The following is a 26,621-nucleotide window of genomic DNA, read 5'->3' as shown; positions in this document are numbered from 1 at the left end:
CTGGAATGCGGATCCCGGCGGGGGTGAAGCAGGTCCCCTTCTGCGAAGAAGGTGTTTCCGCGTCCTCGCAGGACACCGGCGCGAATGCCTCACATGGTTTCGAGGTCGCCCCCCTGGCGGGGACCCGTCGCGGACCCCTGGACCGATTACCTCCCCAGGGTGGCGAATCACCCTTGTGGGTCGCTTGAGCCGCTTGTGAAGCTTGCTGCAACTTTGCGGCGCAGCCCCTTGACCTCGTCACGGATCACAAGCTTTCGTCGCACGACCTCATGGAGCCGCCCAAGGACATTCCGAAATGGCACGCTTATAGCTATTTGTCCGATTTCAGACGCTCATAAATTCTGGATAAATTACCCAAACCGGCGAATTTGGCGTGGCCTTGTGGGGCTGCTGACGTGGCCTTATGGGGCTGCCGGCCTGACCGCCGGTGGACGCGGCCCACCCCGGCGTCCGTGCTCATCGGCCGCCCGCCGCCATGCTCACCGCCGGGATCAGGCAAGGATCCGGCGGCCGCCCTGGACGGCCGCAACCAGACCGCCGGCTGTCTGGAGCGCGGCGAGTACAGCCCGAGCCTCTTCCTCGCCCTGCGCATCGCCGAGCACTTCGACGTGCCGTTGGAAGTCGTGTACTTCGATGTGCCGTTGGAAGCCGAGTGCTGGGAAGTCGTGTGCTTCGAGGCGCCGTTGGAAGTCGTGTTCTCGCTCAAGCCGTTCCCGCGGCCGGGCGGCGGGCGGGCGGAGTGAGGCCCGGAGCGGTCGGAGAGAGCGCCTGCGGCGCAGCCGGGGATCGAGGCCCGGCGACTGGACTGCCCACCGGCCGGTACGCCACCCGGCGCCGCCGGACGACGACTGAGCCCGCCCCGGTGGGCTGAGCCCGGCGCGAAGACGCCAGGCCCGGCCCGGCGGTGCCCGGCCCGGTACGAGGTGCCCGGCTCAGTACCCGGTGCCCGGCCCGGCACGGGGGCACCGGCTCCACCCCGAACTCCGCCGGCGCCTCGGCGGCGTGCCCGGCCCGGTACGACGGCGCCGGGCTCAGCCCATCGGCGGGAAGATCGCCGCGTAGATGTCGACGCCCCCCAGGTGGTGCACCTCCAGATCGGTGGTGAAGGCCCGCGCCGGGGTCCCCCCCGACTCGGTGTGCTTCCACAGCCGCTGCCACGACTCCAGCAGGGCCCCCGGCATCGGCCCCCTGGCCTCCAGCTTCAGCGACGGCACCGCCGGGACCCGTACCGCCACCATGCCCTCGGGCAGCGCCGCGGCACTGCGCACCGCGACCCCGACGATCTGGGTGTAGGCGCCGTGGTGGTCACTCTCGTAGTCGGTGAGAACCGCGTAGAGGTTCTCGTCCACCCGCCCCGGCACGTAGGCGAAGGCGCCGGGCACGCTCGCCCGCGCCCACAGCGCGCCGAGCCGTCCGCGGCCCGGCTCCATCTCGTCGGCGTTCGACGTCCGCACGGCATGGCCGATGACAAGCATCTCGGGCCGGTCAACCACGATCACAGCGCCTCCAGTCGGCCTTTCGATTCACGCAAACCGGATCTTAGCCTCCCTTTCCCAGCGGTCGGTCCTCATGGACTCCCCCGAAACGGGGAACGCTCCTGTCTGCCAATTCACGGGATAAGGTGGATGAACGTGAAATTTCTCAATGGGATGGCACCGGCCTACGACCTGACCTACAGCGACGTGTTCATGGTTCCGTCGCGCTCCTCGGTCGGCTCCCGGCTGGCCGTCGACCTCTCCACGCAGGACGGCACCGGAACGACCATCCCCGTCGTCGTCGCCAACATGACGGCGGTCTCGGGGCGGCGGATGGCCGAGACCGTCGCACGGCGGGGCGGGATCGCGGTGATCCCCCAGGACATCCCGATCGACGTCGTCGCCGACGTCGTCGAGTGGGTCAAGAAGCGCGACCTGGTGCACGACACACCGCTCACCCTCACCCCGCACGCCACGGTCGGCGAGGCGCTCAACCTGCTGCCCAAGCGCGCCCATGGCGCGATCATCATCGTCGACTGGGACAACCGGCCGGTGGGTGTGGTCACCGAGAGCGACTGCTCGGGTGTCGACATGTACACGCAGCTGTCGCAGGTCATGTCCGACCACCTGCTGACCCTGCCCGCCGGGCTCGACCCGCGCGAGGCGTTCGACCGTCTCCACGAGGGCCGCCACCGGCTCGCCCCCATCGTGGACGGCGAGGGCCGCCTGGTCGGCATCCTGACCAGGACAGGCGCGCTGCGCGCCACCTTGTACCGGCCCGCCGTCGACGCCGCGGGCAGGCTCAGGATCGCCGCGGCCGTGGGCGTCAACGGCGACGTGGCCGCCAAGGCCAAGGAACTGCTGGCGGCGGGGGTGGACTGCCTCGTCGTCGACACCGCCCACGGCCACCAGGAGAAGATGATCGCCGCCCTGCGCGCGGTCCGCGCGCTCGACCCCGCGGTCCCGGTGGCGGCGGGCAACGTCGTCACCGCCGCGGGGGTACGCGACCTGGTCGACGCCGGAGCGGACATCCTGAAGGTCGGCGTCGGTCCCGGGGCGATGTGCACCACCCGGATGATGACCGGTGTGGGCCGCCCGCAGTTCTCCGCGGTGCTGGAGTGCTCCACCGAGGCCCGCCGCCTGGGCCGCCACGTCTGGGCCGACGGGGGTGTCCGCCACCCGCGTGACGTGGCCCTGGCCCTGGCCGCGGGAGCCGCCAACGTGATGATCGGCTCCTGGTTCGCCGGAACCTACGAGTCACCCGGCGACACCCGCACCGCGCCGGACGGACGCAAGTACAAGGAGAACTTCGGCATGGCCTCGGCCCGCGCGGTGAAGCTGCGCACCGCCGACGACTCCCCCTTCGAACGGGCACGCAAGGCGCTGTTCGAGGAGGGCATCTCCACCTCCAGGATGTATCTCGACCCGGCCATGCCCAGCGTCGAGGACCAGATCGACTCCATCGTGGCCGGTCTGCGCTCGGCGTGCACCTACGCGGGCGCCGCGGACCTGGAGGAGTTCCACGAGCGCGCCGTGGTCGGCGTGCAGAGCTCCTCCGGCTACACCGAGGGCATGCCGCTGCACCAGAGCTGGTGAACCGGGCCGCGCCGCCGGACCCGGGCCGGTGATCCCCCGGCCGGGGACGGCGGCGCCTCCGCGGCCGACGGCGTGTCTCCCCCTGTCTCCCCGCGTCTCCCCTGTCTCCCCGGCCTCCGCGGTGGGCTCGGCGATCGCCCCGGCGTGCCAGATGTCCGCGGCGGCGGCGCATTCTCGCGCGGAGGCGGGGTAGTCGGCCCTACGCCGATCCCCCACTCCGAAAGGCGGGCAGACATGAGACAGACACCCACCGGGCCGAACACACAGGTCGTGGTGGACCGGAGGGTCCTCGCGGGCTACGACAACTACGCGGCGGCACAGCGGACCGTGGACAGGCTCTCCGACGCGGGTTTCCCCGTGGAGAACGTGGCGATCGTCGGCAGCGACCTGCGGCTGGAGGAGGTCGTCACCGGCCGGATGACGAAGGGGCGTGCCGCGCTCGCCGGGGCGGGCAGCGGCGCGCTCTTCGGTGCCGTGGTGGGCATGTTCCTCGGCCTGTTCACCTCGACCACCCTGTCGTTCTTCATGCTCATGCTGTGGGCGGCGCTGTGGGGCACTGTGATGGGTGCCGCGTTCGGCTTCATCAACCACCTGTTCACCGGCGGGAAGCGTGACTTCGCCTCGCGCAGCGCGATCGTCGCCGGTCGCTACGACGTCCTGGTCGCGGCCTCGCACCTGGAGCACGCCCACGCCGTCCTCGACAGCGTGGCCGAGCCCGCCGACACCATGGTGGTCGAGACCCCGCCGGCCGGCGGGTACGTCCCCGCCTCGTCCGGTCACACCGTGTCCGGCCAGGCGGTCTCCGCCGCCGAGCCCGGATCCGTCCCCGCGCGGCCGGTTCCCGGCGGACACTCCGTCCCCGCCCAGCCCTCCTCGCCCGACCGGCCCGTGGCCGCCCGGTCGGCGCACGAGGAAGGACGCCGTTTCTGACCCCGGACCGTCCCGCACCGGAAGGACGTGGAGCCAGCCGCACCGCGCCGGCCGGGAAGGACGCGGAGCCGCACGAGCCGTACCGCACCTGGGAACGCGGCCCCGGGCACCCGGCCGGCCCGGTCTCCGGCACCGGAACCGGGCCGCGCGCCGCTCGGTGAGGAACGGCGCGCGGCCCGGCCGGGGCGGCTGAGAGGTCAGCCCTTGACGCTGCCCGCGAGCAGGCCGCGGACGAAGTAGCGCTGCATCGACAGGAAAACGATCAGCGGGATGACGATCGAGACGAACGCCCCGGAGGTCAGCCGCTGCCACTCGTTGCCCCTGGTACCGGCCATCTGGGCCAGGCGTACCGTCATCGGGGCGTTCTCCGCGGTGCCCCCGGCGAAGATCAGGGCGACCAGGAGGTCGTTCCAGACCCAGAGGAACTGGAAGATCGCGAAGGTGGCGAGCGCGGGCCCCACCAGGGGGAGGACGAGCTTGCGCAGGACCATGCCGTGGCTGGCCCCGTCCACCCTGGCCGCCTCCATGAGCTCGCCGGGCAGCTCGGACATGAAGTTGTGGATCAGGAAGACGCCCAGCGGCAGCGCGAAGCAGGTGTGCGCGAACCAGACCTGCACGAAGCGCTCGGGGCCCTCCAGGTCCCAGGCGGGCAGCAGCTGGACGCCGAAGAGGTCGACGCCCTGCGAGAAGAAGGACAACAGCGGGACGAGCGACATCTGCAGCGGCACGATCTGCAGCGCGAACACCCCGATGTAGATCCACTCACGTCCCCTGAACGGCACCCAGGCCAGCGCGTAGGCGGCGAAGGTGGCCAGGGCCAGCGGGAAGAGCACCGACGGGACCGTGATGACGATCGAGTTGATCAGGAAGCTCATCATCTGGCCGGAGGACGAGGAGGCCCCGAACAGCACCTCCTGGTAGTTCTCCAGCGTGATCTGGGGGTCGGCGAAGAACGTCCACCAGCCGGTGGTCTTGATCTGGTCCTCCGGACGCAGCGAGGACAGCAGCAGCCCGAAGGTCGGGGTGGTCCACAGCACGGCGATGGCGATCGCGACCGCGCTGGCGATCCGGCCGCTCAGCCGCCGCCGCACACGCCGTGGCGCGGTCTCCGCCCCGGCCCGGGCCACGGTCTGGGTCAACGTGGTCACGCCGCCTCCTCCGTCCGCTCTCCCGCGGTTCGCGCGGCGTCGTGCCGGCCGACTCGCCCGCTCACCTGACGGCCTCCCTGCGCTGGCGGACCTGGTAGATCACGATGGGCGTCACCAGGACGAACAGGAAGACCGCGAGCGCCGACCCCTGGCCGAGCTCCTGGTACCGGAACGTCTGGTTGTACATCTCGTTGGCGATGACGCTGGTGTCGAACTGGCCGCCGGTCATGGTGCGGACGATGTCGAACAGCTTGAGCGTGCCGATCGACTGGGTGACCATCACCACGACCACGGCCGAGCGGATGGACGGCAGCGTCACCCGGAAGAACATCTGCAGCGGGGTCGCCCCGTCCAGCCGGGCGGCCTCGATGATCTCGGCGGGTATCCCCTTGATCGCCGCGGAGAGCACCACGGTGGCGAACCCCGCCTGGATCCAGACCATGACCACGATCAGGAACAGCGTGTTGAGCGGGGGCTCCTGGAGCCACTGCCGCGGCTCGCCGCCCAGGGACACCACGATCTGGTTGAGCAGGCCGATCTGCTCCTGCCCCTCGGAGCGGTAGGCGTAGACGAACCGCCAGATGATGCCCGCGCCGACGAAGGAGATCGCCATGGGCAGGAAGACCAGCGACTTGGCGATCGACTCGAAGCGGGTGCGGTCGACCAGGACCGCGTAGACCAGCCCGACCGAGGTGACGAGGATCGGGACGAGCAGCACCCAGATGAGCGTGTTACGCAGCACGATCAACGCGTCGGGCTGGGTGAACATCCAGGCGTAGTTGTCGAGGCCGACCCACTTCCGCCCGTCGCCGTCGAGGAACGACAGCACGGTGGTGCGCACGGCCGGGATCACCAGGCCGATGGCGAGCAGCGCCAGCGCGGGGGTGAGCAGGACCGTGGCATGGGACCAGGCACGCCAGCGCATGGGGACGCTGTCGACCAGCAGCACGATCAGCGCGACCACCACGAGGAACGCGGCGATGCCGGTCAGTAGTTGGACGAGCTTGGGAAGCTCGCCGGCGAAGTCGAAGTCCATCGGAGGGATCTCCTGGAAGGATCGGGCCTGGACGGGCGGGTCCGGTCCCACGGGACGCGTGGGGCCGCGCGGCGCCGGCGTGGGACCGCGTGGGGCCGGACCCGCCCGCCGGGCGTCAGGACTTGGGCCAGGAGGCCTCGATGTAGTCGAGGATCGTCTTGGTGTCCTTGCCGTTGATCCAGTCCGTCATGCCCTTCCAGAAGGTGCCCGCCCCCACGGCGGCCGGCATCAGGTCGGAGCCGTCGAAGCGGAAGATCGTGCTCGGGTCCTGAAGCATCTCGATCGAGAGCTTGTCGATCGGGTTCTGCGCGTTGGCCGGGTCGACGCCCTTGCGTGCGGAGACGTACGTGCCGAGCTTCATGCGGGCGTTGGGGAACTCCGCGGAGGCCAGGTACGCCTGCACGGCCTGCACCTCGGGACGGTCGGTGAAGGCCGCCACGAACTCACCCGCGCCGAGGACCGGCTTCTTGGCGGGGTCGTTGCCCGGCAGGTAGAACGCGAACACGTCGCCGTCCTGGGCGACCTTGGTGCCCTCGGGCCAGAAGTTGGCGTAGAAGGACGCCTGGCGGTGCAGCGCGCACTTGCCCTCGGTGATCGGGACGCCGCCCTCCTGGAAGGCGGTGCTGGCGATCGACTTGACCGGGCCGTAGCCGCCGTTGACGAACTTCTCGTTCTTCAGGATCGCACCCACCTTGTCGACCGCCGCGACGACCTTCGGGTCGTTGAACGCGGTCTTGTGGCTCACCCAGTCGTCGTAACCCTCGGGGCCGAGCTCACGCAGCAGGATGTCCTCGACCCAGTCGGTGGCCGGCCAGCCGGTCGCGTCACCGGACTCGATGCCCGCGCACCAGGGCTTGACGCCGCTGCCGGCGATCGTGTTGGTGAGCGTCATGAGCTCGTCCCAGGTCTTGGGGACGGCCCAGCCCTTCTCGGTGAACATCTTCGGCGAGTACCACACGAAGGACTTCACGCTCGCACCCAGCGGAGCGCCGTAGAAGGTGCCGTCGACCGTGGCGTACTTGGCCCAGTCGGCCGACCAGCCCTCGTCGGTGAGCTTCTTGACCTCGGCGGAGGCGGGCTTGAGCTTCCCGGCCCTGGCGAAGCGCTCCAGCAGGCCCGGCTGGGGGAAGAAGGCGATGTCCGGCGGGTTGCCGCCGTCGGCCCGGACCTGGATCTGGGCCTCGAACTCGCCGGTGCCCTCATAAGTGATCTTCATGCCGGTGCACTCGGCGAACGGCTTCCACGCCTTCTCGAAGAGGTCGGCCTCGGTGTCGCGGATCGGCGAGTAGATGCTGACGGTCTTGCCGTCGTGCTTGCCGTACTTGGTGAAGGCGGCGCATTCTGCGGAGGTGCCGTTGCCGTCACCCGCCGACGGCTTGGTCTCCGAGGACGCGCAGGCGGTGGCGAGGAGCGCCAGTCCCATGGTGCCTGCCACCAGGGTGACACGGTGAGACCGGGAGAGGAGCGACATAGACCTTCCTCCGTATACGTCTTTTGGGGAGTGTGAGAGCGCTCTCTGGAAGAATCGTCGGCCCACAACACGATGTCAACGGCTGTGATGTTACGGTTACAGTCGCATTTTTCTTGACAGCTCGCCGCCCTACCCTGATGCTCCAAAGAGCGCTCTCTCACAAATGCGACAAAGAATGGAGCGGTGAGGACATGACCGTGTCCGTCGAGAAGTCCTGCGAGACCCAGGACTCCGGCGCGCTGAGGTTCCCCGAGGGCTTCGTCTGGGGGGCTGCCACGGCGGCCTACCAGATCGAAGGCGCCGCCCGGGAGGACGGCAGGGGACCGTCGATCTGGGACACCTTCTCCCGCACCCCCGGAAAGGTCCACGCCGGTCACACCGGCGACGTCGCCTGCGACCACTACCACCGCTATCCCGACGACGTGCGCATCATACGCGACCTGGGCCTTTCCACCTATCGTTTCTCCATCTCCTGGCCCCGGGTGCAGCCTGACGGATCGGGCCCGGTCAACCCGCGCGGCCTCGACTTCTACGACCGCCTGGTGGACGAGCTCCGAGCAGGCGGCATCACCCCGATCGTGACGCTCTACCACTGGGACCTGCCGCAGACCCTGGAGGACCGGGGCGGCTGGACCGACCGGGAGACCGCCGAGCGCTTCGCCGAGTACGCCGCGATCACGCACGCCCGGCTGGGCGACCGGGTCGAGACGTGGACGACACTGAACGAGCCCTGGTGCTCGGCCTTCCTCGGCTACGCCTCCGGCATCCACGCCCCGGGCCGCTCCGAACCCGCGCTGGGCTTCGCCGCCGCGCACCACCTGCTGCTCGGTCACGGCCTGGCAATCCAGGCGCTGCGCGCCTCCGGCGCCGGCACGGTCGGCATCACCCTCAATCTCGCCCCCGTGCTCGGCGACGACACCGAGGCCGTCTCCCTCGTCGACGGCCTGCAGAACCGGATCTTCCTGGACCCGGTACTCCGCGGCGAGTACCCCGCCGACGTCATGGAACGTGCCCGCCGTTTCACCGACTGGTCCTTCGTCCGCGACGGCGACCTGGACGTCATCAGCCGGCCGATCGACCTGCTGGGGGTGAACTACTACCACCCGCAGACCGTGGCCGCCCGCACCGGCGAGCCCGCCAACCCGGTCTACCCGGGCAGTGAGGGCATCGTCTTCGGCGGCGCCGACGCGCCGAGGACCGCGATGGGCTGGCCGGTGCAGCCGTTCGGCCTGACCGACCTGCTCGTGCGGCTCTCCCGCGACTACCCCGGCACCCCGCTGATCATCACCGAGAACGGTGCCGCGTTCGACGACGTCGTCGAGGACGGCGAGGTGCACGACGTCGGCCGCCTGTCGTATCTCGACGGGCACCTGCGCGCGGCGCACGCGGCCATCCAGCAGGGTGCGGACCTACGCGGTTACCTCGTCTGGTCCCTGCTGGACAACTTCGAGTGGGCCGAGGGCTACCGCAAGCGGTTCGGCATCGTGCACGTCGACTACGCGACGCAGCGCCGCACTCCCAAGGACAGCGCTCTGTGGTACAGCGAGGTCGTCCGCCGGAACGGGCTGTGAGGGCTCGTCCGACACTGGAGAAGGTGGCCGCCCGGGCCGGCGTGTCCCGGGCGACCGCCTCACGCGTGGTCAACGGCTCCACCCGCGTGGCGCCGGAGATCCGCGAAGCCGTCAACCGCGCCGTGGAGGAACTGGGCTACGTGCCCAATCAGGCGGCCCGCAGCCTCGTCACCCAGCGGACCGACTCGGTCGCCCTGGTCTTCCCCGAGCCGGCGACCCGGGTCTTCTCCGACGACCCCACCTTCGCCGGGATCATCCGCGGGGTCAGCATGGAGATCGAGCAGGCCGACAAGCAACTCGTGCTGATGCTCACCGGCACACCGGGCGGTTACCAGCGGGTCGAGCGCTACGCCACCAACGGGCACGTGGACGGGGTGATCATCGCCTCGATGCACGGCACCGACCCGCTGCCCGGTCTTCTGTCCCGGCGCGGCGTACCGGTGGTCTGCAGCGGCCGGCCCGTCCTGCCCGGAGACCTTCCGTACGTGGACATGGACAACCTCGGCGGCGCCGAACGCGCGGTCCGGCACCTGCTGGAGCGGGGCAGGCGCCGGATCGCGACGATCTCCGGGCCGTTGGACATGATCGCCGGTCAGGATCGTCTGACGGGGTATCGGGAGGTGTTGCGTGATTCCGACCGGCGTTCGATCATCGCGGTGGGTGACTTCACCCGTGAGTCGGGGGCGGTGGCGATGCGGCAGCTCCTCGCCGACGATCCGGAGATCGACGCGGTGTTCGCGGCCAACGACCTGATGGCGCTGGGTGCCCTGCGAACGCTCCGGGACCAGCGCCGCCGGGTCCCGGACGACGTCGCGGTGGTCGGCTTCGACGACATCCCCGCGGCCTCCTATGCCGAGCCGCCGCTGACCACGATCAGGCAACCGACCGTCGAGATGGGACGGCTCCTCGCGCGCATGGTGCTGAACCCGGAGGAGACAGGGCAGATCGTGCTCCCCACCGAGCTGGTGGTCCGCGGCTCCACGGCCTCACGCCCCCCTGCGTCGGTGACCCCGCGGGGGTGCGGGGGCAGGTGAGCCCGGACCTCAGACGGAGGCTCGGACGTCAGCAAAGGCCCAGACGTCAGATGAAGGCCCGGACCTCAAGTGGGAACCCGAACCTCAGACAGAGGCCCAGACCTCAAGGAGACCCGAACCTCAGACAGAGGCTCGGACCTCAGGTGGGAACCCGAACCTCAGACAGAGACCCGAACCTCAGGTGGAGGCTCGGACCTCAGGTGGAGGCTCGGACGACGAGCTCGGTCGGCATGATCACCGGGTCGGCGGGACCTCCGCCGAGCAATCCGAGCAGCAGGCGAACCATGACCGCGGCCTGCTCGGCGTGCGGATTACGGACCGTGGTCAGCGGCGGGTCGGTGTAGCGGACGGCCTCTATGTCGTCGTATCCCACGACGGCCACGTCGTCGGGAACTCGCCGCCCGGCCCGCCGCAGAGTGTGCAGAGCGCCGATCGCCATCAGGTCGTTGGCCGCGAACACCGCGTCGATCTCCGGATCGTCGGCGAGGAGCTGCCGCATCGCCACCGCCCCCGACTCACGGGTGAAGTCACCCACCGCGATGATCGAACGCCGGTCGGAATCACGCAACACCTCCCGATACCCCGTCAGACGATCCTGACCGGCGATCATGTCCAACGGCCCGGAGATCGTCGCGATCCGGCGCCTGCCCCGCTCCAGCAGGTGCCGGACGGCCCCGGCCGCCCCCCCGATGTTGTCGCCGTCGACGTACGGGATCTCCACGGGAACCGCCGGCCTGCCGTAGGAGACGACCGGGACCCGCAGCCGGGTGAGCGCGACGGGCAGCGGATCGGCACCGTGGCTGGAGACGAGCATGACACCGTCGACGTGCCCCCCGGCGATGTAAGTCTCCACCCGGCCGTGGCTCTCCGGTGACCCGGCCAGCAACAGGACGACCTGTTTGTTGGCGGCCTCCAACTCCAGGCTGACCGAGCGGATGACGGTGGCGAACGTCGGGTCGTCGGAGAACACCCGCTTCGGCGACTCCGAGACGACCAGCGCGACCGAGTTGGTGCGCCGGGTCGCCAGATTGCGCGCCGCCCCGTTGGGGACGTAGCCGAGTTCGTCCACCGCGCGCAGCACCTGCTCGCGGATGTCGGCGGCGACCGTGGCCTGACCGTTCACCACCCGGGAGACGGTCGCCCTGGAAACCCCGGCACGGGCGGCGACCGCCTCCAGGGTTGGTCGTCTCATTTCTCTCCCCTACGGTCCGTCTCACGCGGCGACCTCATGGTGTCGCCGCACACTGCCCTTGGGTTCGCATTCCTATCCGCGGGAAGGCACCTCCGGCTCTTGAGCATGCGCCGCCGGTTCCCCGGCGGGCCCCCCTCGGTTCCCCAGCGGGCGTCCTCTTTCCTCGGGCGCGCGGCGCCGGACGGCGGAACCGGCGCGCCGCCCGCGCCGATGTCCTTCGGCCCACCAGAAATTATCCAGCAGCGACCGGGCGAATGATCCCGCAGATCCGCCCGTCGGCGTTCGATCCCATGCACCGCGCGTCGCACCCACGGCCCTGCCCAACCCCGCGCGCGTGACACTCCCGCCCCCGCCTGCCTCGCCTCCAGCCCCGGTCGACGGCCCCCCTTGCCACCCGTCACGGCGCTGGACCCCGTAGAGTCGTTCGGCCGGGCGGACATCGACCGGCGCGTATACAACCGAGGAGAACCACGTGGCACTGGAGAAGCCGGAGATCGACTTTCCGGAAGGCGCCCCGCCCGCCGAGCTGGAGATCGTCGACATCGTCGTAGGGGACGGCCCGGAGGCCAAGCCGGGGCACCAGGTCACCGTGCACTACGTCGGTGTCGCCTTCTCGACCGGTGAGGAGTTCGACGCGTCGTGGAACCGTGGCGACGCCTTCCAGTTCCCGCTGGGGGCCGGCCGGGTCATCCAGGGCTGGGACCAGGGTGTCGCGGGCATGCGGGTCGGCGGCCGCCGCCGCCTGACCATCCCGCCGCACCTGGGCTACGGCAACGCCGGCGCGGGTAACCGCATCAAGCCCGGTGAGACGCTGATCTTCGTCGTCGACCTGCTCGGCGTGAGCTGAACCTCGGCGACGGCGGAAGATCTCGACCGGGCGGGCCGTACCCTTCGGGGGCGGCCCGCCCGGCGTTTTCCGGAACGACCCGCCCGGCATCCTCGAAAGGAGAAAGATCGGCAGGGAAAGAGGGATTCTCTTTCCCGAAATGTCGTCCGCAGCTTCTAAGCTGGCCATTGTGCTGTTGATCGACCTTGCGCGCACTTCCGCAGCCGTAGCCGCCGGCTCCGCCCGGCTGGCGAAGATCGCCCACCTCGCAGAGCTGCTCGGCCGGGTCGAACCCGACGAGGCGGAGATCGCCATCGCCTACCTCTCCGGAGAGTTGCCGCAGCGCTACATAGGCGTGGGCTGGAAGAGCCTGCAAGACCCTCCCGAGCCGCGACTGGCGGCCACCGCCACCCTCCGCCAGGTCGACGGCTTCCTCGACCGCATCAAGGCGCAGTCCGGCACCGGCTCGCAGGCCGCCCGCAGATCGCTGCTCAACGAGCTGTTCGGTGCTCTCACCCGCCCCGAGCAGGTGTTCTTGACCCGGCTTCTCAGCGGTGAGCTGCGCCAAGGAGCGCTTGACGGGGTGATGGTGGAGGCCGTCGCGAAGGCCGCCGAGGTGCCCGCCACCGAGGTCAGGCGGGCGCTGACCCTACGCGGCTGGCTGCCCGCCGTCGGCGCCGCCGCCCTCGGCGGCGGGGTCGAGGCGCTACGCGCCTTCCATCTGGAGGTCGGCCGCCCGGTGTCGCCGATGCTCGCGCAGAGCGCCACGTCCATCGCCGCCGCGATGGGCAAGCTCACCGGTCCGGTGGCCATCGAGTGGAAGCTCGACGGGGTCAGGGTCCAGGCACACCGCACCGGGGACCAGGTGTCCGTCTTCACCCGCACCCTCGACGACATCACCGCCCAGGTTCCCGAGCTGGTCGAGGCGGTCAGCGCGTTGCCCTCCGGTGACCTGGTTCTGGATGGCGAGGTCATCGCGCTGCGCTCGAACGGCCGCCCCGAGCCCTTCCAGGTCACCTCCGGTCGCGTGTCGAGCCGCACCGACGTGGCCCGCGTGCGGGAGAAGACACCGCTGAGCATCTTCTTCTTCGACGCGCTCCGCGTCGACGGCGAGGATCTGCTGGACCTGCCGGGCGAGGCCCGCCACGCCGCCCTGACCACGGCCCTCCCGCCTGAGCTGGTCACCCCCCGTCTGGTCACTGATGACGCCGCGGAGGGAGAGGCGTTCTTCAAGGAGACGATCAGGAGTGGCCACGAGGGTGTGGTCGTCAAGTCCCTTCAGACGCCCTATGCGGCCGGGAGGCGCGGCGCGGGCTGGATCAAGGTGAAGCCCCGGCACACCCTCGACCTGGTCGTCCTGGCCGCGGAGTGGGGTCACGGCCGACGCGAGGGAAAACTCTCCAACCTGCACCTGGGTGCACGTGACCCGGAGAGCGGTGGCTTCGTCATGCTCGGTAAGACCTTCAAGGGCCTGACCGACGAGCTGCTGGCCTGGCAGACCGAACGTTTTCTCGCCCTCGCCGAGGGCCCCACCGACGGCTGGGCCGTCACCGTCCGCCCCGAGCTGGTCGTCGAGGTCGCCTTCGACGGGGTCCAGCAGTCGAGCCGTTACCCGGGCGGTGTGGCCCTGCGGTTCGCGCGGGTCATCCGCTACCGCTCCGACAAGCCCGTCGACCAGGCCGACACCATCGAGACGGTCCGCTCTCTCATGCTCTGAGCTCCCCGACTTCGTCCTCGGTCCTCACGTCCCTCAGGCAGGCTTCCCGGGTTCCTTCGGCCGTCCCAGACTGCCTCGACCGTCCCGGGCTTTCTCAGCCGTCCCGAACTTTCTCGGCCCTCCCGGACTTCCTCGACCGTCCCGGACTTCCTCGACCGTCCCGGGCTTTCTCCGCCGTCCCGGGCTTCGTTTGGCCTCTCTGATGCGCTTCGACCTCACCGGTTCGAGTCGGCCTCACCCGGGATCTTCCGCCGCTTCCCAGGGGGCCCGCCCCGGGCTTCTGACTTCTCCGAGGATCCAACCCTCCCGGGCGTTTCCGGCGTCTCAGAGATGCCCCGACCTCGCCAGGCCCGCTCCGGCTTCTCCCGGTTCCATTGTCACTCTTAGGGGCTTTCGTCACTCTTTGTCTCATTTATCAGGCAAAGTGACATAAATCACCATACGTTGTATTAACTTGCCTTTACCGATGGTTTGTCACGTATGGTCGTCCAGGTCAGGCGGGAAGTGCCCCATGCCCCCCGCCTGCGGGGACGGCCGCACCCCTCCCCATCCGTCGCGCGGTCGTCCCTCTCCTGCCCCCGATCTTGGACTGTGGTTTCCCTTGGGACAGCACTCGCACACCCCGTCCTCCAACGGCACCTCCGCGAAGAAGAACTCCCCGGAAAGCGCGATGCGCAGCAGGCCACGCCTGACCATGACGGCCACGGCCGCGGCCGCCGCCGTGCTCGTTACGGCGTCCGCCGCCGCCCTGTCGGTCTCCGGCGGTGACAGCTCGCAGGCCCCGGCTCAGACCCGGGCTCCGGCCGGCGCCGCCGCTCCCGGGCCGGCCGCTGATACCACTGCCTCCCGGCCCGGCGGACCGCCTCCGCAGGGGGTCTCCGGGTCCGCCGCCGACGAGACGACGGTCTCCGATGACAGCGGTGACGGTGACAAGACCGTCAGCCCGTCCGAGAACGTCGCGGCTACCAAGGCTGAGCACAGACCCGCAAAGGTCCTGCGTGCCACGATGACCCGTGAAACCTCGTCCGCGCCGAAGGCTCGCGTGCTGTCGACGGGGACGTGCGGCGCCTCCTTCTACTCGGATCCACAGGCGACCGCCAGCGGCGAACGCTTCAACCCGAACGCGATGACCGCCGCGCACAAGAGCCTGCCGATGGGCACCAAGGTCCGGGTGACCAACTCCGGCACCGGCGAATCGGTGACGGTTCGCATCAACGACCGCGGCCCTTACGTGGGCGGACGTTGCCTCGACCTGTCGAGGGCCGCGTTCTCCTCCATCGGCGACACCGGCTCCGGCGTCATGCGGGTCAAGTACGAGGTTCTCGCCGGCTGACGCTCGCCCCCGTCGACGGTCATCCTCCGCCTTCAAGTCCTTCCCGTCGTGTTCTCCTGCCCCGTTGTTCTCCTCATCCACGGTCATGGCGTCGTCCCCTCGTCGCCCCGCCAGGCCGCCTCCCCGTTTCACCATGCTCGTCCGCCGGCCTGGCGGCATCCTCGTCTTCCGCCGCCTCCGCCGGCCCGCACCCCGGCTGCCTCCACCAGGCCCCCCACCTGATCTCCGCCGGACTTCCCCCTCGTCCATCCCTGTTCGACTACTCCCGTTTGATTTCGCCCTCATCCGCACCCGCCCGGCTCGCCCTTCGTCCGCCCCCGTCGCGGCCCTCCCCGTCCGCCGACGCCCGGACCGGTGTACGGGTTGCCGGTGGGCCGGTTACTTCACCAGGCGCAGTGTCCAGGGGTAACGGAAGTCACCGCCGCCCAGGGCCGCGACCCCGGCGATCACGGACATGATCACGCCACCGATCCAGAGCACCGGCGTCAGGACGGCGCCCACGATCGTGATCGCCAGCACCACGCTGGCCGCGAGCATCGTCAGCTGGAAGTTGAGCGCCTCCACCGCGTGCCTCCGGATGTAGGGCGAACTCTTACCCGCGGTGAGCATCAGGATCAGCGGACCGATGGCGACCATGCCGACCAGGGGGAACATGTGCGCCGCGGCGGCGCCCAGGCGGTCGGCCCCGATGTCACTCCGCAGACCGGGATGAGCGGCGGGGGGCATGCCCGGCGAGAAGGGATACGGCGCGGGATGTGCCGGGCGTGAACCGTACAGCTCATGCATGATCGGCATGAGGTCACCGTGCACACGGGCCGTCATCGCCCGCTCCAGCCGGTCGTCGAACTCGAACTTGTCGAGTCTCCCCTCGGCGTAGGCAGCCTTGACATGCTCGACCACCTGCTCCCGATCCTGATTGCTCACCCGAAGCCCGGCGTACTCAGGCCGCATGCCTGCCGCCGGCGCTGCCCCCTGCCAGGGACCAGCCGCTGGTGTCGATGTGCCTGCCATGGAACCGTCACCCTTCCTTCGCCTGTTTCTCCCAATGCTTGTTCATGACGTCGGGCCGGCGCATCCGGAGGAACCCCTACAAGCCCCTGAGAACAACCCCTGGCCTCCTGCCGTGGAGCGGGAAGGAGAGGTATACAAGGAGACATGAGATGGCGAGATCGCTACGGGTTGAGGCGTCTGCGTGGGCCGAAGATCTCCAAGTTCGATCGTGAGGCGAACGACACCGACATCGAAGCGCTCATCGCCTTCGCAAAGTCGCGTCGCGGGGTGGAGTTCTACGTCGAGCCTGAGACCTTCGCCACCGACACCACGGCGATGGCGGTCGCCGACGACGGGGAGTGGACCCGGCGCCGGGTCGGCTCGCCTGCGGTGATCCGCAAGGTGGCGCGTGACCTCGGGTTACCCGTCTACGACGTGCAGTTGACCGGTTACCCGCCCAGGGTGCGGGCCTACAACGAGCGCCGTAGGCGTGAGGAGGGCTGAGAAGGGCTCGTGGTCGCCCCACGCCGTGAATCACATGGCTCGCCGGGGTCGTCCAATAACATGATCATTGGGAGCAGCCAGGCGGTTCGGGGGCTGCCCATCTCCTGATCGAGTTCCTCCGGGCCGGGCATCCCCTCCCGGAGGACACGCGGCGGGACCAGACTGCGCAGAGCGTGCATGAGCAGGTTGGCCATCGAGTATGAGGGGTCGATCTCAAGCGCCCGAGTGAGGGCTACGCCCGCCAGGGCGGAGTCTCCCTGCCGCCAGGCGACCATGCCGAGCAGGGAAGCCGCCGGTGGCACGAACCTGGGCTCCAGCCGCCGGGTGAGGTCGTGCCACAGTCGGAGATGGACGTCGTGATCGTCGTCCGTGACCAGTGTCCATGCCTCGTCGCGGACGCGGATGACCGCCAGATCAAGGCCGAGCCTGATCGCCTGTTCGTCGTCCAGTCGCCCGCCCGAGGCGCAGACGCCGATCGCCGCACGAACCCTGGCCACACCCTCCGCGACGAACTCCGCGGCGAACCTCTCGGCGTCTCCACACCCGGCCAGCCTGCTGCGCACCTCTCCGGTGATCCGGCCCGTCGCCCGGCGAACACCTTCGCGCGCGGGACCCTCGACCGGGTCAAGCGATCGTTCCAGGGTCTTGCGGTCGGGCAACGCTACCAGCCCCTGCAGAACGGCCTCGGCGGCCACCGCGGTGGCGCGATGCGCGTACGGTGTGCCGTCGGCGGGACAGCAGCCGACGCCCTGGCACCCGTAGGACCAGTAACGGTCTCCCTCGACCCGAAGCGTGTCGACGACGGTGAGGCCGCCGCTGCGGAAAAGTGCCGTGACCGCTTCCGCGGCGGGGGTGACGAGCGAGCCCGGCCCGTAGCCGGCCACGAGGACGTGGGTGACGCCTTCTTTGTGGAACAGCGGGACGACCTGGTCCGGGTCGCCGATGGCCAGGGGCAGATCCCATCGGACGGTGAGGTGCAGCCGGCTGCGCGGAGGGCCGCCGATGAGACCGACCACGACCAGACTGTCGGAGGGATGGAATCCCAGCAGGTAGGGAACGGCACCGAGGACGTCCTCGGTGGATTCGAGCAGGAGCCGGGGCGGTGTGGCGGATGCGGGGCGGGCGGGTGGCGAAGCCGGGGAGGCCGACGACGCCGGGCGATCGGTTGTCATGGCCGCAAGCTTCGCCGGATCGCGGGCCCCGTTTCGGAGGCGAACCACGTTCTGTGGAAAACGCCTCCGGCTGTCCACAGCCTCCTTCCGAGGCCTCTCACCGTGTCGGATCACCAAGGGCCGCTCAAGCCCCCGAAAGCAGAGGGCTGCTCAAGCCCCCGAAACGGGAGAACCACGCGGGCCCCCGAAACCGGAGGACCGCTCAGCTCCCCGAAACCGGAAGACCGCTCAGGCCCCCGAAACCGGAGGACCGCTCAGAACCTCCCGCCGAAACGCGGATCCCCACCCAGTCGCGGATCCTCCCCGAAACGCGGATCCCCAGCCGACCGGGGATCTCCGCCGAAGCGCGGGCCGGTGTTCGGTCCTCCGGCGGGGAAGGCAGGTGCCGTCAGGCGTGTGCGGACCATGATGGTCGCACCGACCACGGCGGCGGGCATGGCGATCACTGAGACGAAGGGCACGAGGAAGAGCAGGAAGAGCAGGACCCCGAAGCCGAGGGAGGTCGCCTTGTTGCTGCGGAGGAGGGCGAACCGGCTCTTGCGCACCATGCCCCTGCGCTCCAGGGCCAGTGTGGTCAGTTCGACCGTCAGGAAGAACCCGGAGACCAGCGCGCCGAGGACGGGCACCACCGTCTGCCCGATCACGGGGACGAACCCGAGGAAGAACAGCGGAACCGTGAACACCAGCACCCATCCGAGGGTGACCAGGCTGTCCTTGACGGACCTGGGGATCGATTTCCAGAACGGGGTCTCGTGCCCGGTCGGCACCTCGCCGTGGGTCTCCTCGACCTTCTCGGAGAGCCTCTCGTAGAAGGGCTCGCCCACGATGAGGGTGACGGCCGCGAAGGTCACCACGGACAGGACCACTCCCGCGCCGAAGAGCGCCAGCCCGACCACGCCGCGCAGCGCGTTCCTCGCCGTCTCACCCCATCCGTCGGCGAACGGCGTCGCCCAGTCCGCGATCTCCAGCGCGTTCGTGCCGAGGAAGTAGAGCCCCACCGCGTAGAGGACGAACACCACCAAGGCCGGGATCAGCCCGAACAGCCACCAGCGCGGATGCCGTGCCACCCAGCGCAGTCCCTGGAAGAAGAACCCGATGCCGTCCATGAAGGAACGGATATGACCCATGGCGGAAGATTATCGGGTTGGCTTCCACCGTATGTCCGAAGACAGGCGATTCGCGGACGCCCATCCCGCCGGACGGGTCAGGCCCGCTGCCACAGACCGGGAACGAAGACGTCCAGGGCAGCGAAGAGGCAGCGGAGCAAGGGCAGCGAGATGCCCAGGACATTGCCGTGGTCTCCGTCGATCCCCTCGACGAACCAGCCGCCGTGGCCGTCGAGCGTGAACGCGCCCGCGACGCGGAGGGGCTCACCGGTGGCGACGTAGGCGGCGATCTCGTCGTCACCCGGGGTCCCGAACCGCACGGTGGTCGCCCCCACCTCCGCCGCCTCCCGGCCCGTGGCCACGTCGATCACACAGTGGCCGGTCAGCAGGCGGCCCTCGCGCCCGCGCATGCGCCGCCACCGCGCCACGGCCTCCTCGGGGGAGGAAGGCTTGCCGTACGCCTGCCCGTCGAGCTCCAGCACCGAGTCGCAGCCGATGACGAGGCCGTCGGTCAGGCCGCCGGCCACCACGGCGGCCTTGGCGCGTGCCAGCGCGAGGCAGAGCTCACTCGGGCCGTCCGCGGTGACGGCGTCTTCGTCGACCCCGCTGACGATCACCTTGGGATCGAGTCCGGCGCTGCGGAGCAGGGCGAGGCGGGCGGGGGACGCGGAGGCGAGCACGATCTGGGTCACGCCCATCGAGCCTAGCGGGCCCACCGGTTCCCTTCACCACCCCGCCGCGGGGCACCCCGGAACGCCCGTACCCCAGAACGCCCGTGCCCCGGAACGCCATGAGCCCGGACGGCCGGTCGCACGCGGCGGAACGCCCCGCCCTCCGGTCCGGCGGCCGGTGCCCGCGCGGGCCGGTCGCTATCCGAGCCGCAGGGAGGAGACCGCGGTGTTGATGTCGCGCCAGTGCCCGCGCTGGCTGTCGGGAATGGTCACGAAGAGCATCGCGGGCTTGGCCCCGGGAACCTCCGTCACGGCGACGGCGGCCATCGAGGAACGCGGCTTGCCCTTGACCCTGTAGTTCACCCGGTAGGCGAGCAGCCAGCCCCTCTTGAGGGGCTGGGAGGCCACCCAGGAGATCCTGCTTCCCCTGGGATGGTGGTTGAGCGTCCAGCGGGCGGCCAGCAGCGCGGTGTCCTTCGGTGCCCGTTGCACCAGGGTCGGCACCGGGCAGCTCACGAGCATCGCCCGGTGACCGGCGCCCTTCGCCCTCGGCAGCACCTGCCTGGTCGAGAAAGGCGCCGCGCCGAAGATCTTCCAGGGCCTGCCGAGACGGACCAGCGACACACCCGCCTTGCGGTCCTGGATGCGGTGCTTGCTCCGGTACGACTTACCGGGCAGCCGGCCCAGGCGACGATCGCGCCGCAGCTCGGGGACGCGCGGGTCGGCCAGGGCGGCCACCACGGCGCTGCGGTCGGGCTCCGGGGTCGCCGTGCCGGTGTCACCGGGATCGCCGGACGACGCCGGCGCGGAGGGCGTGGCGCTCGCGGGCGCCGAGGCGGAGGGGGTCTGCGGTGGGGAGGCGGCCGGCACCTGCGCGGACTGTGCGGACTGCGTGGGCTGCACGGACTGTGTCGGTTGTGCCGGCTGCGTGGGTGCCGGCACGGGCGGAGAACTGGAACCGGGCGAGGGCGCCGCGGCAGATGGCGCGGCGATCGGCCCCGACGCATCCCCGCCCGGTTGATCTGAGGAGCCCGAGGAGAAGAACCCCGTCACCGCCGCGACCGCCGCCACGGCCAGCGCGGTGACCACGGCGAGGATGCGGTAGATCACACGCATCCGCAGGTCGCCGATGAGGGACCGCTTCACGGGCGAGGCGGACGGCTTCGGGCGGGGCCGCACCCCGGCCTGCGGCAGCTCCGGCGTGTCCGCCTCGGCGGCGCGCGTCGGTGCGGAACCCTTCTCCCGGGTCCCTTGAGTCCCACCCAGCCCATCGAGCACGATCGGGAGCGTACGACAAATCCAGTTTTCCTGTGCGACATACCCATCACACTTCGAGAACGAGTACCTGCCCCGTTCCCCGCTGCCGCACCCTGCGATGATTCCAGGATGTTCGTGGAACGCCAGGTGGAACTCCGGTTCGACGTCGTCTCGCGTGAGGCCGAAACGCACACCAATCTGTCGGCGGTCCGCGTCGACGGCGCCGACGTCTGGGTGGCGGGTGACGAGACCGCGACGGTGGAACGCCTGACGTTCCGTGACGACCGCTATGACGACCAGCGCACCTTCCACCTGGCCGACTTCGTGGACCTGCCGGCCGGACGCGAGGACGAGGCGGACATCGAGGGGCTGGCCCGCGCGGACGGCTGGCTGTGGGCCGTCGGTTCGCACAGCCTCAAGCGCAGGCGGGTCAAGGCGCACCACTCGCCGGACCGGGCCCGCCGCCGCCTCGCCGACGTGGTGCGCGAGGAGAACCGCTACATCCTCCTACGACTGCCGCTGGCCGGCGCCGTCCCGGTGCGCGAGGACGGCACCCGCAGGGCGGAGATCCTGTCCGGTGCCGGCCGCAACCTGGCCGACCTGATCGCGAAGGACCCGCATCTGGGCCCGTTCGTGTCGATCCCCAGCAAGGACAACGGCCTGGACATCGAGGGCATCGCCGTGGTCGGCACCCGTCTGTTCGTGGGCCTGCGCGGGCCGGTGCTGCGCGGCTGGGCGGTGCTGCTGGAGATCCGGCCGGAGAGCGACCCGCGGCGGCCCGGCCGGCTCAGGCTGGCCCCCATCGACGGCAGGCCCTACCGGACGCACTTCCTCGACCTGGGCGGGCTCGGAGTACGTGACCTGTGCCCGTACGGGGACGACCTGCTGATCCTCGCCGGGCCGACCATGAGTCTCGACGGCCCGATCCGGGTGCTGCGCTGGCGGCCCGAGGACGGGCCGTCCGTCACGCACCGGGTGGAGACGGTCGTGGATCTGCCGCACGGCGACAGGCACGACCACGCGGAGGGGATCGCGGTCGTCGACGACGGGCGTCTCCTGGTGGTCTACGACAACCCTGCGGCGGCGCGTCTCACCCCGGAGGGCGGCGTGTTCGCCGACATCGTCAAGATCACCGGGCCGGCCCCGGCCCTCCGGGTCTCCCCCGACGGGGAGACCCGGAGGGCACCGGGCGGTCTCAGCGCCGCGGGGCGGCCTGGAGGATCTCAGCCGAGCCCCGAGGGCGTCGGGTAGGGCCGATCGTGCGCGTGACCCCGGGGGCGGTCCACGACATCGTCTGATTACGCATCGCCGAGACGCGCGGCGGCAGGGAACCGTGCCCGCCCGTCGATCGTGGCGAACAGACCAGTGCCGCCGACCGGCTGACAGACCTGGGGGTACGGGCCGAGGAGCTTTCCGGCCCTAGCCGACCGCGAGGCGCAGCCAGGGGGCGTCCGCAACGACCGTGCACGACCCGGGTGCGATCTCCGTGAACCCCGCGTCCCGGACCACCGGCAGGCCGGAGGCGACCAGAGCGGCCCACGCGCCGGGGCCGGGTGTCCGCACGGAGACCGCCAGACCTCGGTCGCGCCACGCCCGCCGGGCCTCCTCGTCACTGCCCTGCCAGGCGAGCTGGGCGGCGTGCCCGGCCTGGGCCATGGCCTTGCCCGCGGACATCCTCAGCTCCGGGTTGAGCCAGAGGACCACCTCCCCCGGCGGTCCGGGCTCGGCGGCGTCGGTCAGCTCGGTGCCGGAGACCTGGAGCCGGGACAGGTCCTTGGGCCAGCCGTCGAGCGGGATCGGCGGGTGGACGCGGACCTCGGCGGTGCCGGAGACGACGGTGACGCCCGGCAGATCGAGGACCCGGCGCCACTCGGACCCGCGTGCCCGCCGGACGACCTTCCTGAACCTGCTGGTGTCCCAGGCCCGGACCGGCTCGGCCCACTCTCCGCCGTCGCGCGCCCGGGGATCGCCGAGCAGCGTCAGCACGGCGAGCGCCGCCGCCTCCAGGGCGTCGGAACGCCCGGGCGGGGAGGCGCGTTCGATCCGCACCACGAGCGGGAGCACCATCCTGTCCTCGCGCGGCGGATCGTCCGCTCCGTGCCGCGTGCCGGCCTGCTCTCCCGCCGGGCCTGTGGCGTGCCCGTCCTGTCGCCCTGTCACTTGCTCTGTCACGCCTTCAAGGATGCCTTCCTCGCGATGGCCACCGACATGAGGGCGGCGGCGAAGCAGAGGACGGCCGCGGTGTACCAGGCGAGGTCGTAGGTGCCGAGGTGGTCGCGGGTGAGTCCGGCGCCGACCGCGGCGATCGCGGCTCCGACCTGGTGGGAGGCGAAGACCCAGCCGAACACCACGGCCCCGTCCGGGCCGTAGATCTGACGACACAGGGCCACCGTGGGCGGGACCGTGGCCACCCAGTCGAGGCCGTAGAAGATGATGAACACGAGCATGCTGGGCTCGGCGGTGGCCGTGAACAGGCCGGGCAGCACCAGCAGTGACAGGCCACGCAGCCCGTAGTAGGCGCCGAGCAGGATGCGCGAGTCGACTCTGTCGCTCAGCCAGCCGGACACGACGGTTCCGGCGACGTCGAAGATCCCGACGAGCGCGAGCAGTCCGGCCGCAGTCGGCTCCGGCATGCCGTGGTCGTGGGCGGCGGGGATGAAGTGGGTGCCAACCAGGCCGTTGGTGCTCATCCCGCAGATCGCGAACCCTCCGGCGAGCAGCCAGAAGGGGCGGGTCCGCGCGGCGCTCCGCAGTACGCCGAGGGCCCGGAACGCGGCCTCACCGGCGCCGGTCGGGGCGGCGGACCGGACGGGCGGGGGTGCGGCGGGGTCGGCGCCCAGGGCCGTGGTGCCCACCTCCGCGGGGTGGTCGCGCAGCAGGAACCAGACGAGCGGGACCACGGCGAGGGCGGCCACCGCCACCGTGACGGCGGCCCAGCGCCAACCGTGGCCGGCGGCCAGGTGGGCGAGGACGGGTAGGAAGACCAGTTGCCCGGTGGCGCCGCCCGCGGTGAGCACACCGGTGACCAGGCCGCGGTGGCGGACGAACCACCGTTCGGTGAGGGTCGCCGCGAGGACCAGGGCCATCGACCCGGTCCCGAGGCCCACCAGGACGCCCCAGCACAGCACAAGCTGCCAGGGGGCGTTCATCAGGATGGTGAACCCGCTGCCTGCGGCGACCAGCAGCAGCGCGTACGTCACCACCCTGCGCATGCCGAAGCGGTCCATGAGGGCGGCGGCGAAGGGTGCGGTCAGCCCGTAGAGCATGAGGTTGACGGATACGGCGAGAGAGATCGTGCCCCGAGACCAGCCGAACTCCTCCTGCAGCGGAGTGATCAGCACGCCGGGCGTCGCCCGGAAGCCGGCGGCGCCGAGGATGGCCACGAACGCGACTCCCGCCACGATCCAGGCGCGGTGCAGTCCGCGTTCGCGTGTCCGAGGAGGCGTTGTCATGCGCCTCATCATCGAGGGCGGACGCCCCGCCGCACGAGTGGCCCGTGCGCCAAGCTGCGCAAGGATCAGGCCAACCGTCGAACCTGGTCCAGTGTTCGCGCCGTCACGCTTCCGGCGTCCGTACGTTGCGAAGTTTCATGGCAATCGACCTGCTTGTTACAGTTTTGCGCGGTGCCGACCTCAGGTCTGCGACACCCCGGTCGTCCGCTCGCCCATGGTGGAGACGCGGTGCCCGGCCGCGCTCGACCGGCACCGGCGGATGCCGAAGACCGGAGAGCCGAAGGAGTGTCGCCGTGTCCCTCGCGAGAACATCGGGCAGATCGTTGGCGGCGGCGATGACGGGGCTGCTCCTGCTGGGCGCCTGCGCGAACACCGAGCCGGTGGGCTCCCCTGCCGGCTCCAGCCCCGGGGCGACCTCGATCCCGGCTCAGACGATCGTCTACGCCTACGAGCAGGAGTTCCAGTCCTACAACAACAACACCACCGCGGAGAACGCCACCCGTAACGCCGCTCCGCTCCAACGGGTGCTGACGGGCTTCTGGTTCTACGGCGACAAGGGTGCGATCACCCCCGACAGAGACTTCGGCACCTATGCCAAGATCTCCGATGATCCGCTGACCGTCGAGTACCGGATCAACGACAAGGCGGTGTGGTCGGACGGCACCCCGATCGACTGCGACGACGTCATGCTGTGGTGGGCCTTCCGCTCCGGCAAGGTCAGAGGTTTCTCCGCGGCCGACACCAACGGCGTCGAGCACACCCGGACCCCCGACTGCGAGAGGGGCGGCAAGAGGTTCACCCTCGTCTACGACGAGCCGTTCGCGGACTGGGCGGCCGGCGGCCCGGCCGCGACCGAGCTGCTCCCCGCCCACGTGGTCGCCAGGCAGGACGGCCTGTCGGAGGAGGAGTTCATCGCGGCGGTCAAGGACTCCGACGAGAAGAGGATCGCCAGGGGCATCGCGTTCTTCAACAACGGCTGGGTCTCCGAGGGCAGGCTCCCGGCGGCCGAGCTGATCCCCTCCTCCGGCCCGTACAAGCTCTCCAAGCTGGACGCCGGGCACTCGCTGACCCTCGTCGCCAACGACAGGTGGTGGGGCACCCCGCCCGCGACCCCGACGATCGTCGAGCGCTTCATCACCCTCGACGAACAGGCTCAGGCGCTGCAGAACCGCGAGGTTCAGATCGTCGAGCCGCAGCCCGGCCCGGAGGTGCTGAAGCAGCTGCGCTCCCTCGACGGGGTGCAGGTCAGCGTGTCCGACAAGTACACCTACGAACACCTCGACTTCAACCTCTACTCCAGCCCCTTCCGGGACAGGACCCTGCGCAGGGCGTTCGCCAAGTGCGTGCCCCGGCAGCGGATCGTCGACGACCTGATCAGGCCCGTCGCCCCGCTGTCCGGGCCGTTGGAGATCCGCACCGTGGCCCCGTTCCAGGCCAACCACTCGGCCGTCGTGGCGGCCAGCGGCGGCTCCGGCGTCTACGGCGAGCAGGACATCGAGGGTGCCAGGGCCCTGCTGCGGAAGGCGGGCAAGATCGGCCTGGAGATCAAGATCGGCTACCAGACCCCGAACCCGCCCCGCACCGCCGCGGTGCAGCTCATCATCGACTCCTGCAACAAGGCCGGTTTCAACGTCGTCGACGGGGGCTCGGAGGACTTCTTCGGCACCGTGATGCCGGCCAACGGCTACGACGTGGCGCTGTTCGCCTGGAACGGGTCGGCCCTGGTCAGCGGCTGGGCCTCCAACTTCACCTCGCCGAGGAAGTGCACCGCCGACTTCAAGGGCAACAACAACGGCTGTTACTCCAGCAAGAAGGTCGACAGGCTCATCGCCACGCTGAACTCCACCGTGGACCTGGCCGCCCAGGACCCGATCATCGGTGAGATCGAGAAGGAGCTCTGGAAGGACCTGGCCACCATCCCGCTGTTCCAGCACCCGGGGCTCAGCGCGTGGGACGAGACGCTGCAGAACGTCGTTCCCAACCCGGCGCAGTCGACCATCACCTGGAACATGGACAAATGGCGGCGCTCCTAACCTCGTCCTTGGATCGGCCGGTTCGTTCGCGTACCGGCCCGAGTCCCGCCGGCGTCGGTGAGGCCGGGCCGTTCCCCGGCCGGAAACGTCCCGGTACCTGACATCAC

General features: G+C 70.3%; 23 protein-coding genes. 11 read left to right on the top strand and 12 right to left on the bottom strand.

The genetic code is table 11. The annotated features are described in order from the left end of the window. Window positions 1–452 precede the first annotated feature (452 nt). Window positions 453–743, top strand: a complete 291-nt coding sequence (locus F4562_RS25770; RefSeq protein ID WP_184544323.1) for a helix-turn-helix transcriptional regulator — start codon at window positions 453–455, stop codon at window positions 741–743. A gap of 288 nt (window positions 744–1,031) precedes the next feature. On the opposite strand, the gene F4562_RS25765 is transcribed toward F4562_RS25770, so the two are convergent. Further along, a complete protein-coding gene (locus F4562_RS25765) occupies window positions 1,032–1,499 on the bottom strand; it encodes a GyrI-like domain-containing protein (RefSeq protein ID WP_184544321.1) in 468 nt (155 codons plus the stop codon). A 132-nt stretch (window positions 1,500–1,631) separates the two neighbouring features. On the opposite strand from F4562_RS25765, the gene F4562_RS25760 reads away from it, so the two are divergent. Next, window positions 1,632–3,071, top strand: coding sequence for a GuaB1 family IMP dehydrogenase-related protein (locus F4562_RS25760; protein ID WP_184544319.1), 1,440 nt, complete (start codon window positions 1,632–1,634; stop codon window positions 3,069–3,071). 234 nt (window positions 3,072–3,305) lie between these two features. Beyond that, on the top strand, window positions 3,306–4,001 hold the full coding sequence (locus F4562_RS25755) for a YflT domain-containing protein (RefSeq protein WP_184544317.1): 696 nt from the start codon (window positions 3,306–3,308) through the stop codon (window positions 3,999–4,001). A gap of 197 nt (window positions 4,002–4,198) precedes the next feature. Here F4562_RS25755 and F4562_RS25750 read toward each other — a convergent pair whose 3' ends face one another. The 3 genes from F4562_RS25750 to F4562_RS25740 form a co-directional block, all read right to left on the bottom strand. After that, window positions 4,199–5,149 (bottom strand): carbohydrate ABC transporter permease, encoded by a 951-nt coding sequence (locus F4562_RS25750; RefSeq protein ID WP_184544315.1) that lies wholly within the window; start codon window positions 5,147–5,149, stop codon window positions 4,199–4,201. A 61-nt stretch (window positions 5,150–5,210) separates the two neighbouring features. Next, window positions 5,211–6,185, bottom strand: coding sequence for a carbohydrate ABC transporter permease (locus F4562_RS25745; protein ID WP_184544313.1), 975 nt, complete (start codon window positions 6,183–6,185; stop codon window positions 5,211–5,213). A gap of 115 nt (window positions 6,186–6,300) precedes the next feature. Next, window positions 6,301–7,608: an ABC transporter substrate-binding protein gene (locus F4562_RS25740; RefSeq protein ID WP_246473563.1), complete on the bottom strand. Its 1,308-nt coding sequence runs from the start codon at window positions 7,606–7,608 to the stop codon at window positions 6,301–6,303. 239 nt (window positions 7,609–7,847) lie between these two features. On the opposite strand from F4562_RS25740, the gene F4562_RS25735 reads away from it, so the two are divergent. Next, a complete protein-coding gene (locus tag F4562_RS25735) occupies window positions 7,848–9,227 on the top strand; it encodes a GH1 family beta-glucosidase (protein ID WP_184544310.1) in 1,380 nt (459 codons plus the stop codon). Continuing rightward, window positions 9,224–10,261, top strand: coding sequence for a LacI family DNA-binding transcriptional regulator (locus F4562_RS25730; RefSeq protein WP_184544308.1), 1,038 nt, complete (start codon window positions 9,224–9,226; stop codon window positions 10,259–10,261). The genes F4562_RS25735 and F4562_RS25730 overlap by 4 nt, the downstream gene beginning before the upstream one ends. A gap of 196 nt (window positions 10,262–10,457) precedes the next feature. Here the strand turns inward: F4562_RS25730 and F4562_RS25725 are convergent, their stop codons facing one another. Then, on the bottom strand, window positions 10,458–11,453 hold the full coding sequence (locus F4562_RS25725) for a LacI family DNA-binding transcriptional regulator (RefSeq protein ID WP_184544306.1): 996 nt from the start codon (window positions 11,451–11,453) through the stop codon (window positions 10,458–10,460). A gap of 472 nt (window positions 11,454–11,925) precedes the next feature. Here F4562_RS25725 and F4562_RS25720 point away from each other — a divergent pair, with 472 nt between their 5' ends. The 3 genes from F4562_RS25720 to F4562_RS25710 all read left to right on the top strand — a co-directional run bounded on the left by F4562_RS25720 (window position 11,926) and on the right by F4562_RS25710 (window position 15,329). After that, window positions 11,926–12,300, top strand: coding sequence for an FKBP-type peptidyl-prolyl cis-trans isomerase (locus F4562_RS25720; protein WP_184544304.1), 375 nt, complete (start codon window positions 11,926–11,928; stop codon window positions 12,298–12,300). Window positions 12,301–12,469: 169 nt separating this feature from the next. After that, a complete protein-coding gene (locus F4562_RS25715; RefSeq protein WP_184544302.1) occupies window positions 12,470–13,996 on the top strand; it encodes an ATP-dependent DNA ligase in 1,527 nt (508 codons plus the stop codon). A 601-nt stretch (window positions 13,997–14,597) separates the two neighbouring features. Beyond that, window positions 14,598–15,329 (top strand): septal ring lytic transglycosylase RlpA family protein, encoded by a 732-nt coding sequence (locus tag F4562_RS25710; RefSeq protein WP_246473562.1) that lies wholly within the window; start codon window positions 14,598–14,600, stop codon window positions 15,327–15,329. A gap of 378 nt (window positions 15,330–15,707) precedes the next feature. Here F4562_RS25710 and F4562_RS25705 read toward each other — a convergent pair whose 3' ends face one another. Further along, entirely contained in the window at window positions 15,708–16,253 is a 546-nt protein-coding gene (locus F4562_RS25705) for a DUF1707 and DUF4870 domain-containing protein (RefSeq protein WP_311734124.1), read from the bottom strand. 231 nt (window positions 16,254–16,484) lie between these two features. On the opposite strand from F4562_RS25705, the gene F4562_RS25700 reads away from it, so the two are divergent. Continuing rightward, window positions 16,485–16,823: a hypothetical protein gene (locus F4562_RS25700; RefSeq protein ID WP_184544298.1), complete on the top strand. Its 339-nt coding sequence runs from the start codon at window positions 16,485–16,487 to the stop codon at window positions 16,821–16,823. Here F4562_RS25700 and F4562_RS25695 read toward each other — a convergent pair. The 4 genes from F4562_RS25695 to F4562_RS25680 form a co-directional block, all read right to left on the bottom strand. Beyond that, window positions 16,790–17,995: a DUF4192 domain-containing protein gene (locus F4562_RS25695; protein WP_184544296.1), complete on the bottom strand. Its 1,206-nt coding sequence runs from the start codon at window positions 17,993–17,995 to the stop codon at window positions 16,790–16,792. The genes F4562_RS25700 and F4562_RS25695 overlap by 34 nt on opposite strands. A 254-nt stretch (window positions 17,996–18,249) precedes the next feature. After that, window positions 18,250–19,122: an EI24 domain-containing protein gene (locus F4562_RS25690; RefSeq protein WP_184544294.1), complete on the bottom strand. Its 873-nt coding sequence runs from the start codon at window positions 19,120–19,122 to the stop codon at window positions 18,250–18,252. 77 nt (window positions 19,123–19,199) lie between these two features. Beyond that, window positions 19,200–19,793, bottom strand: a complete 594-nt coding sequence (locus F4562_RS25685; RefSeq protein WP_311734123.1) for a Maf family protein — start codon at window positions 19,791–19,793, stop codon at window positions 19,200–19,202. A 177-nt stretch (window positions 19,794–19,970) separates the two neighbouring features. Next, complete coding sequence (locus F4562_RS25680; protein WP_184544290.1) at window positions 19,971–21,050, bottom strand: hypothetical protein; 1,080 nt, start codon at window positions 21,048–21,050, stop codon at window positions 19,971–19,973. 108 nt (window positions 21,051–21,158) lie between these two features. Here F4562_RS25680 and F4562_RS25675 point away from each other — a divergent pair, with 108 nt between their 5' ends. After that, the gene (locus F4562_RS25675; protein WP_184544288.1) at window positions 21,159–22,280 is read left to right on the top strand and encodes a DUF3616 domain-containing protein; all 1,122 of its coding nucleotides are present in this window, start codon (window positions 21,159–21,161) and stop codon (window positions 22,278–22,280) included. A gap of 168 nt (window positions 22,281–22,448) precedes the next feature. On the opposite strand, the gene F4562_RS25670 is transcribed toward F4562_RS25675, so the two are convergent. Together F4562_RS25670 and F4562_RS25665 are read right to left on the bottom strand one after the other, a co-directional pair. Then, window positions 22,449–23,201 (bottom strand): aminoacyl-tRNA hydrolase, encoded by a 753-nt coding sequence (locus F4562_RS25670; protein ID WP_311734122.1) that lies wholly within the window; start codon window positions 23,199–23,201, stop codon window positions 22,449–22,451. After that, entirely contained in the window at window positions 23,198–24,490 is a 1,293-nt protein-coding gene (locus F4562_RS25665) for an MFS transporter (protein ID WP_375782484.1), read from the bottom strand. The genes F4562_RS25670 and F4562_RS25665 overlap by 4 nt, the downstream gene beginning before the upstream one ends. Window positions 24,491–24,774: 284 nt before the next feature. Between F4562_RS25665 and F4562_RS25660 the strand changes: the two genes are divergently transcribed. After that, window positions 24,775–26,514, top strand: coding sequence for an ABC transporter family substrate-binding protein (locus F4562_RS25660; protein WP_184544284.1), 1,740 nt, complete (start codon window positions 24,775–24,777; stop codon window positions 26,512–26,514). The last annotated feature ends 107 nt before the right edge of the window (window positions 26,515–26,621 follow it).

It is taken from the genome of Streptosporangium becharense, assembly GCF_014204985.1.
Classification (GTDB): domain Bacteria; phylum Actinomycetota; class Actinomycetes; order Streptosporangiales; family Streptosporangiaceae; genus Streptosporangium; species Streptosporangium becharense.
Note: the sequence above shows the minus strand (reverse complement) of the source record. Positions and strands in the feature narration are given on the sequence as shown.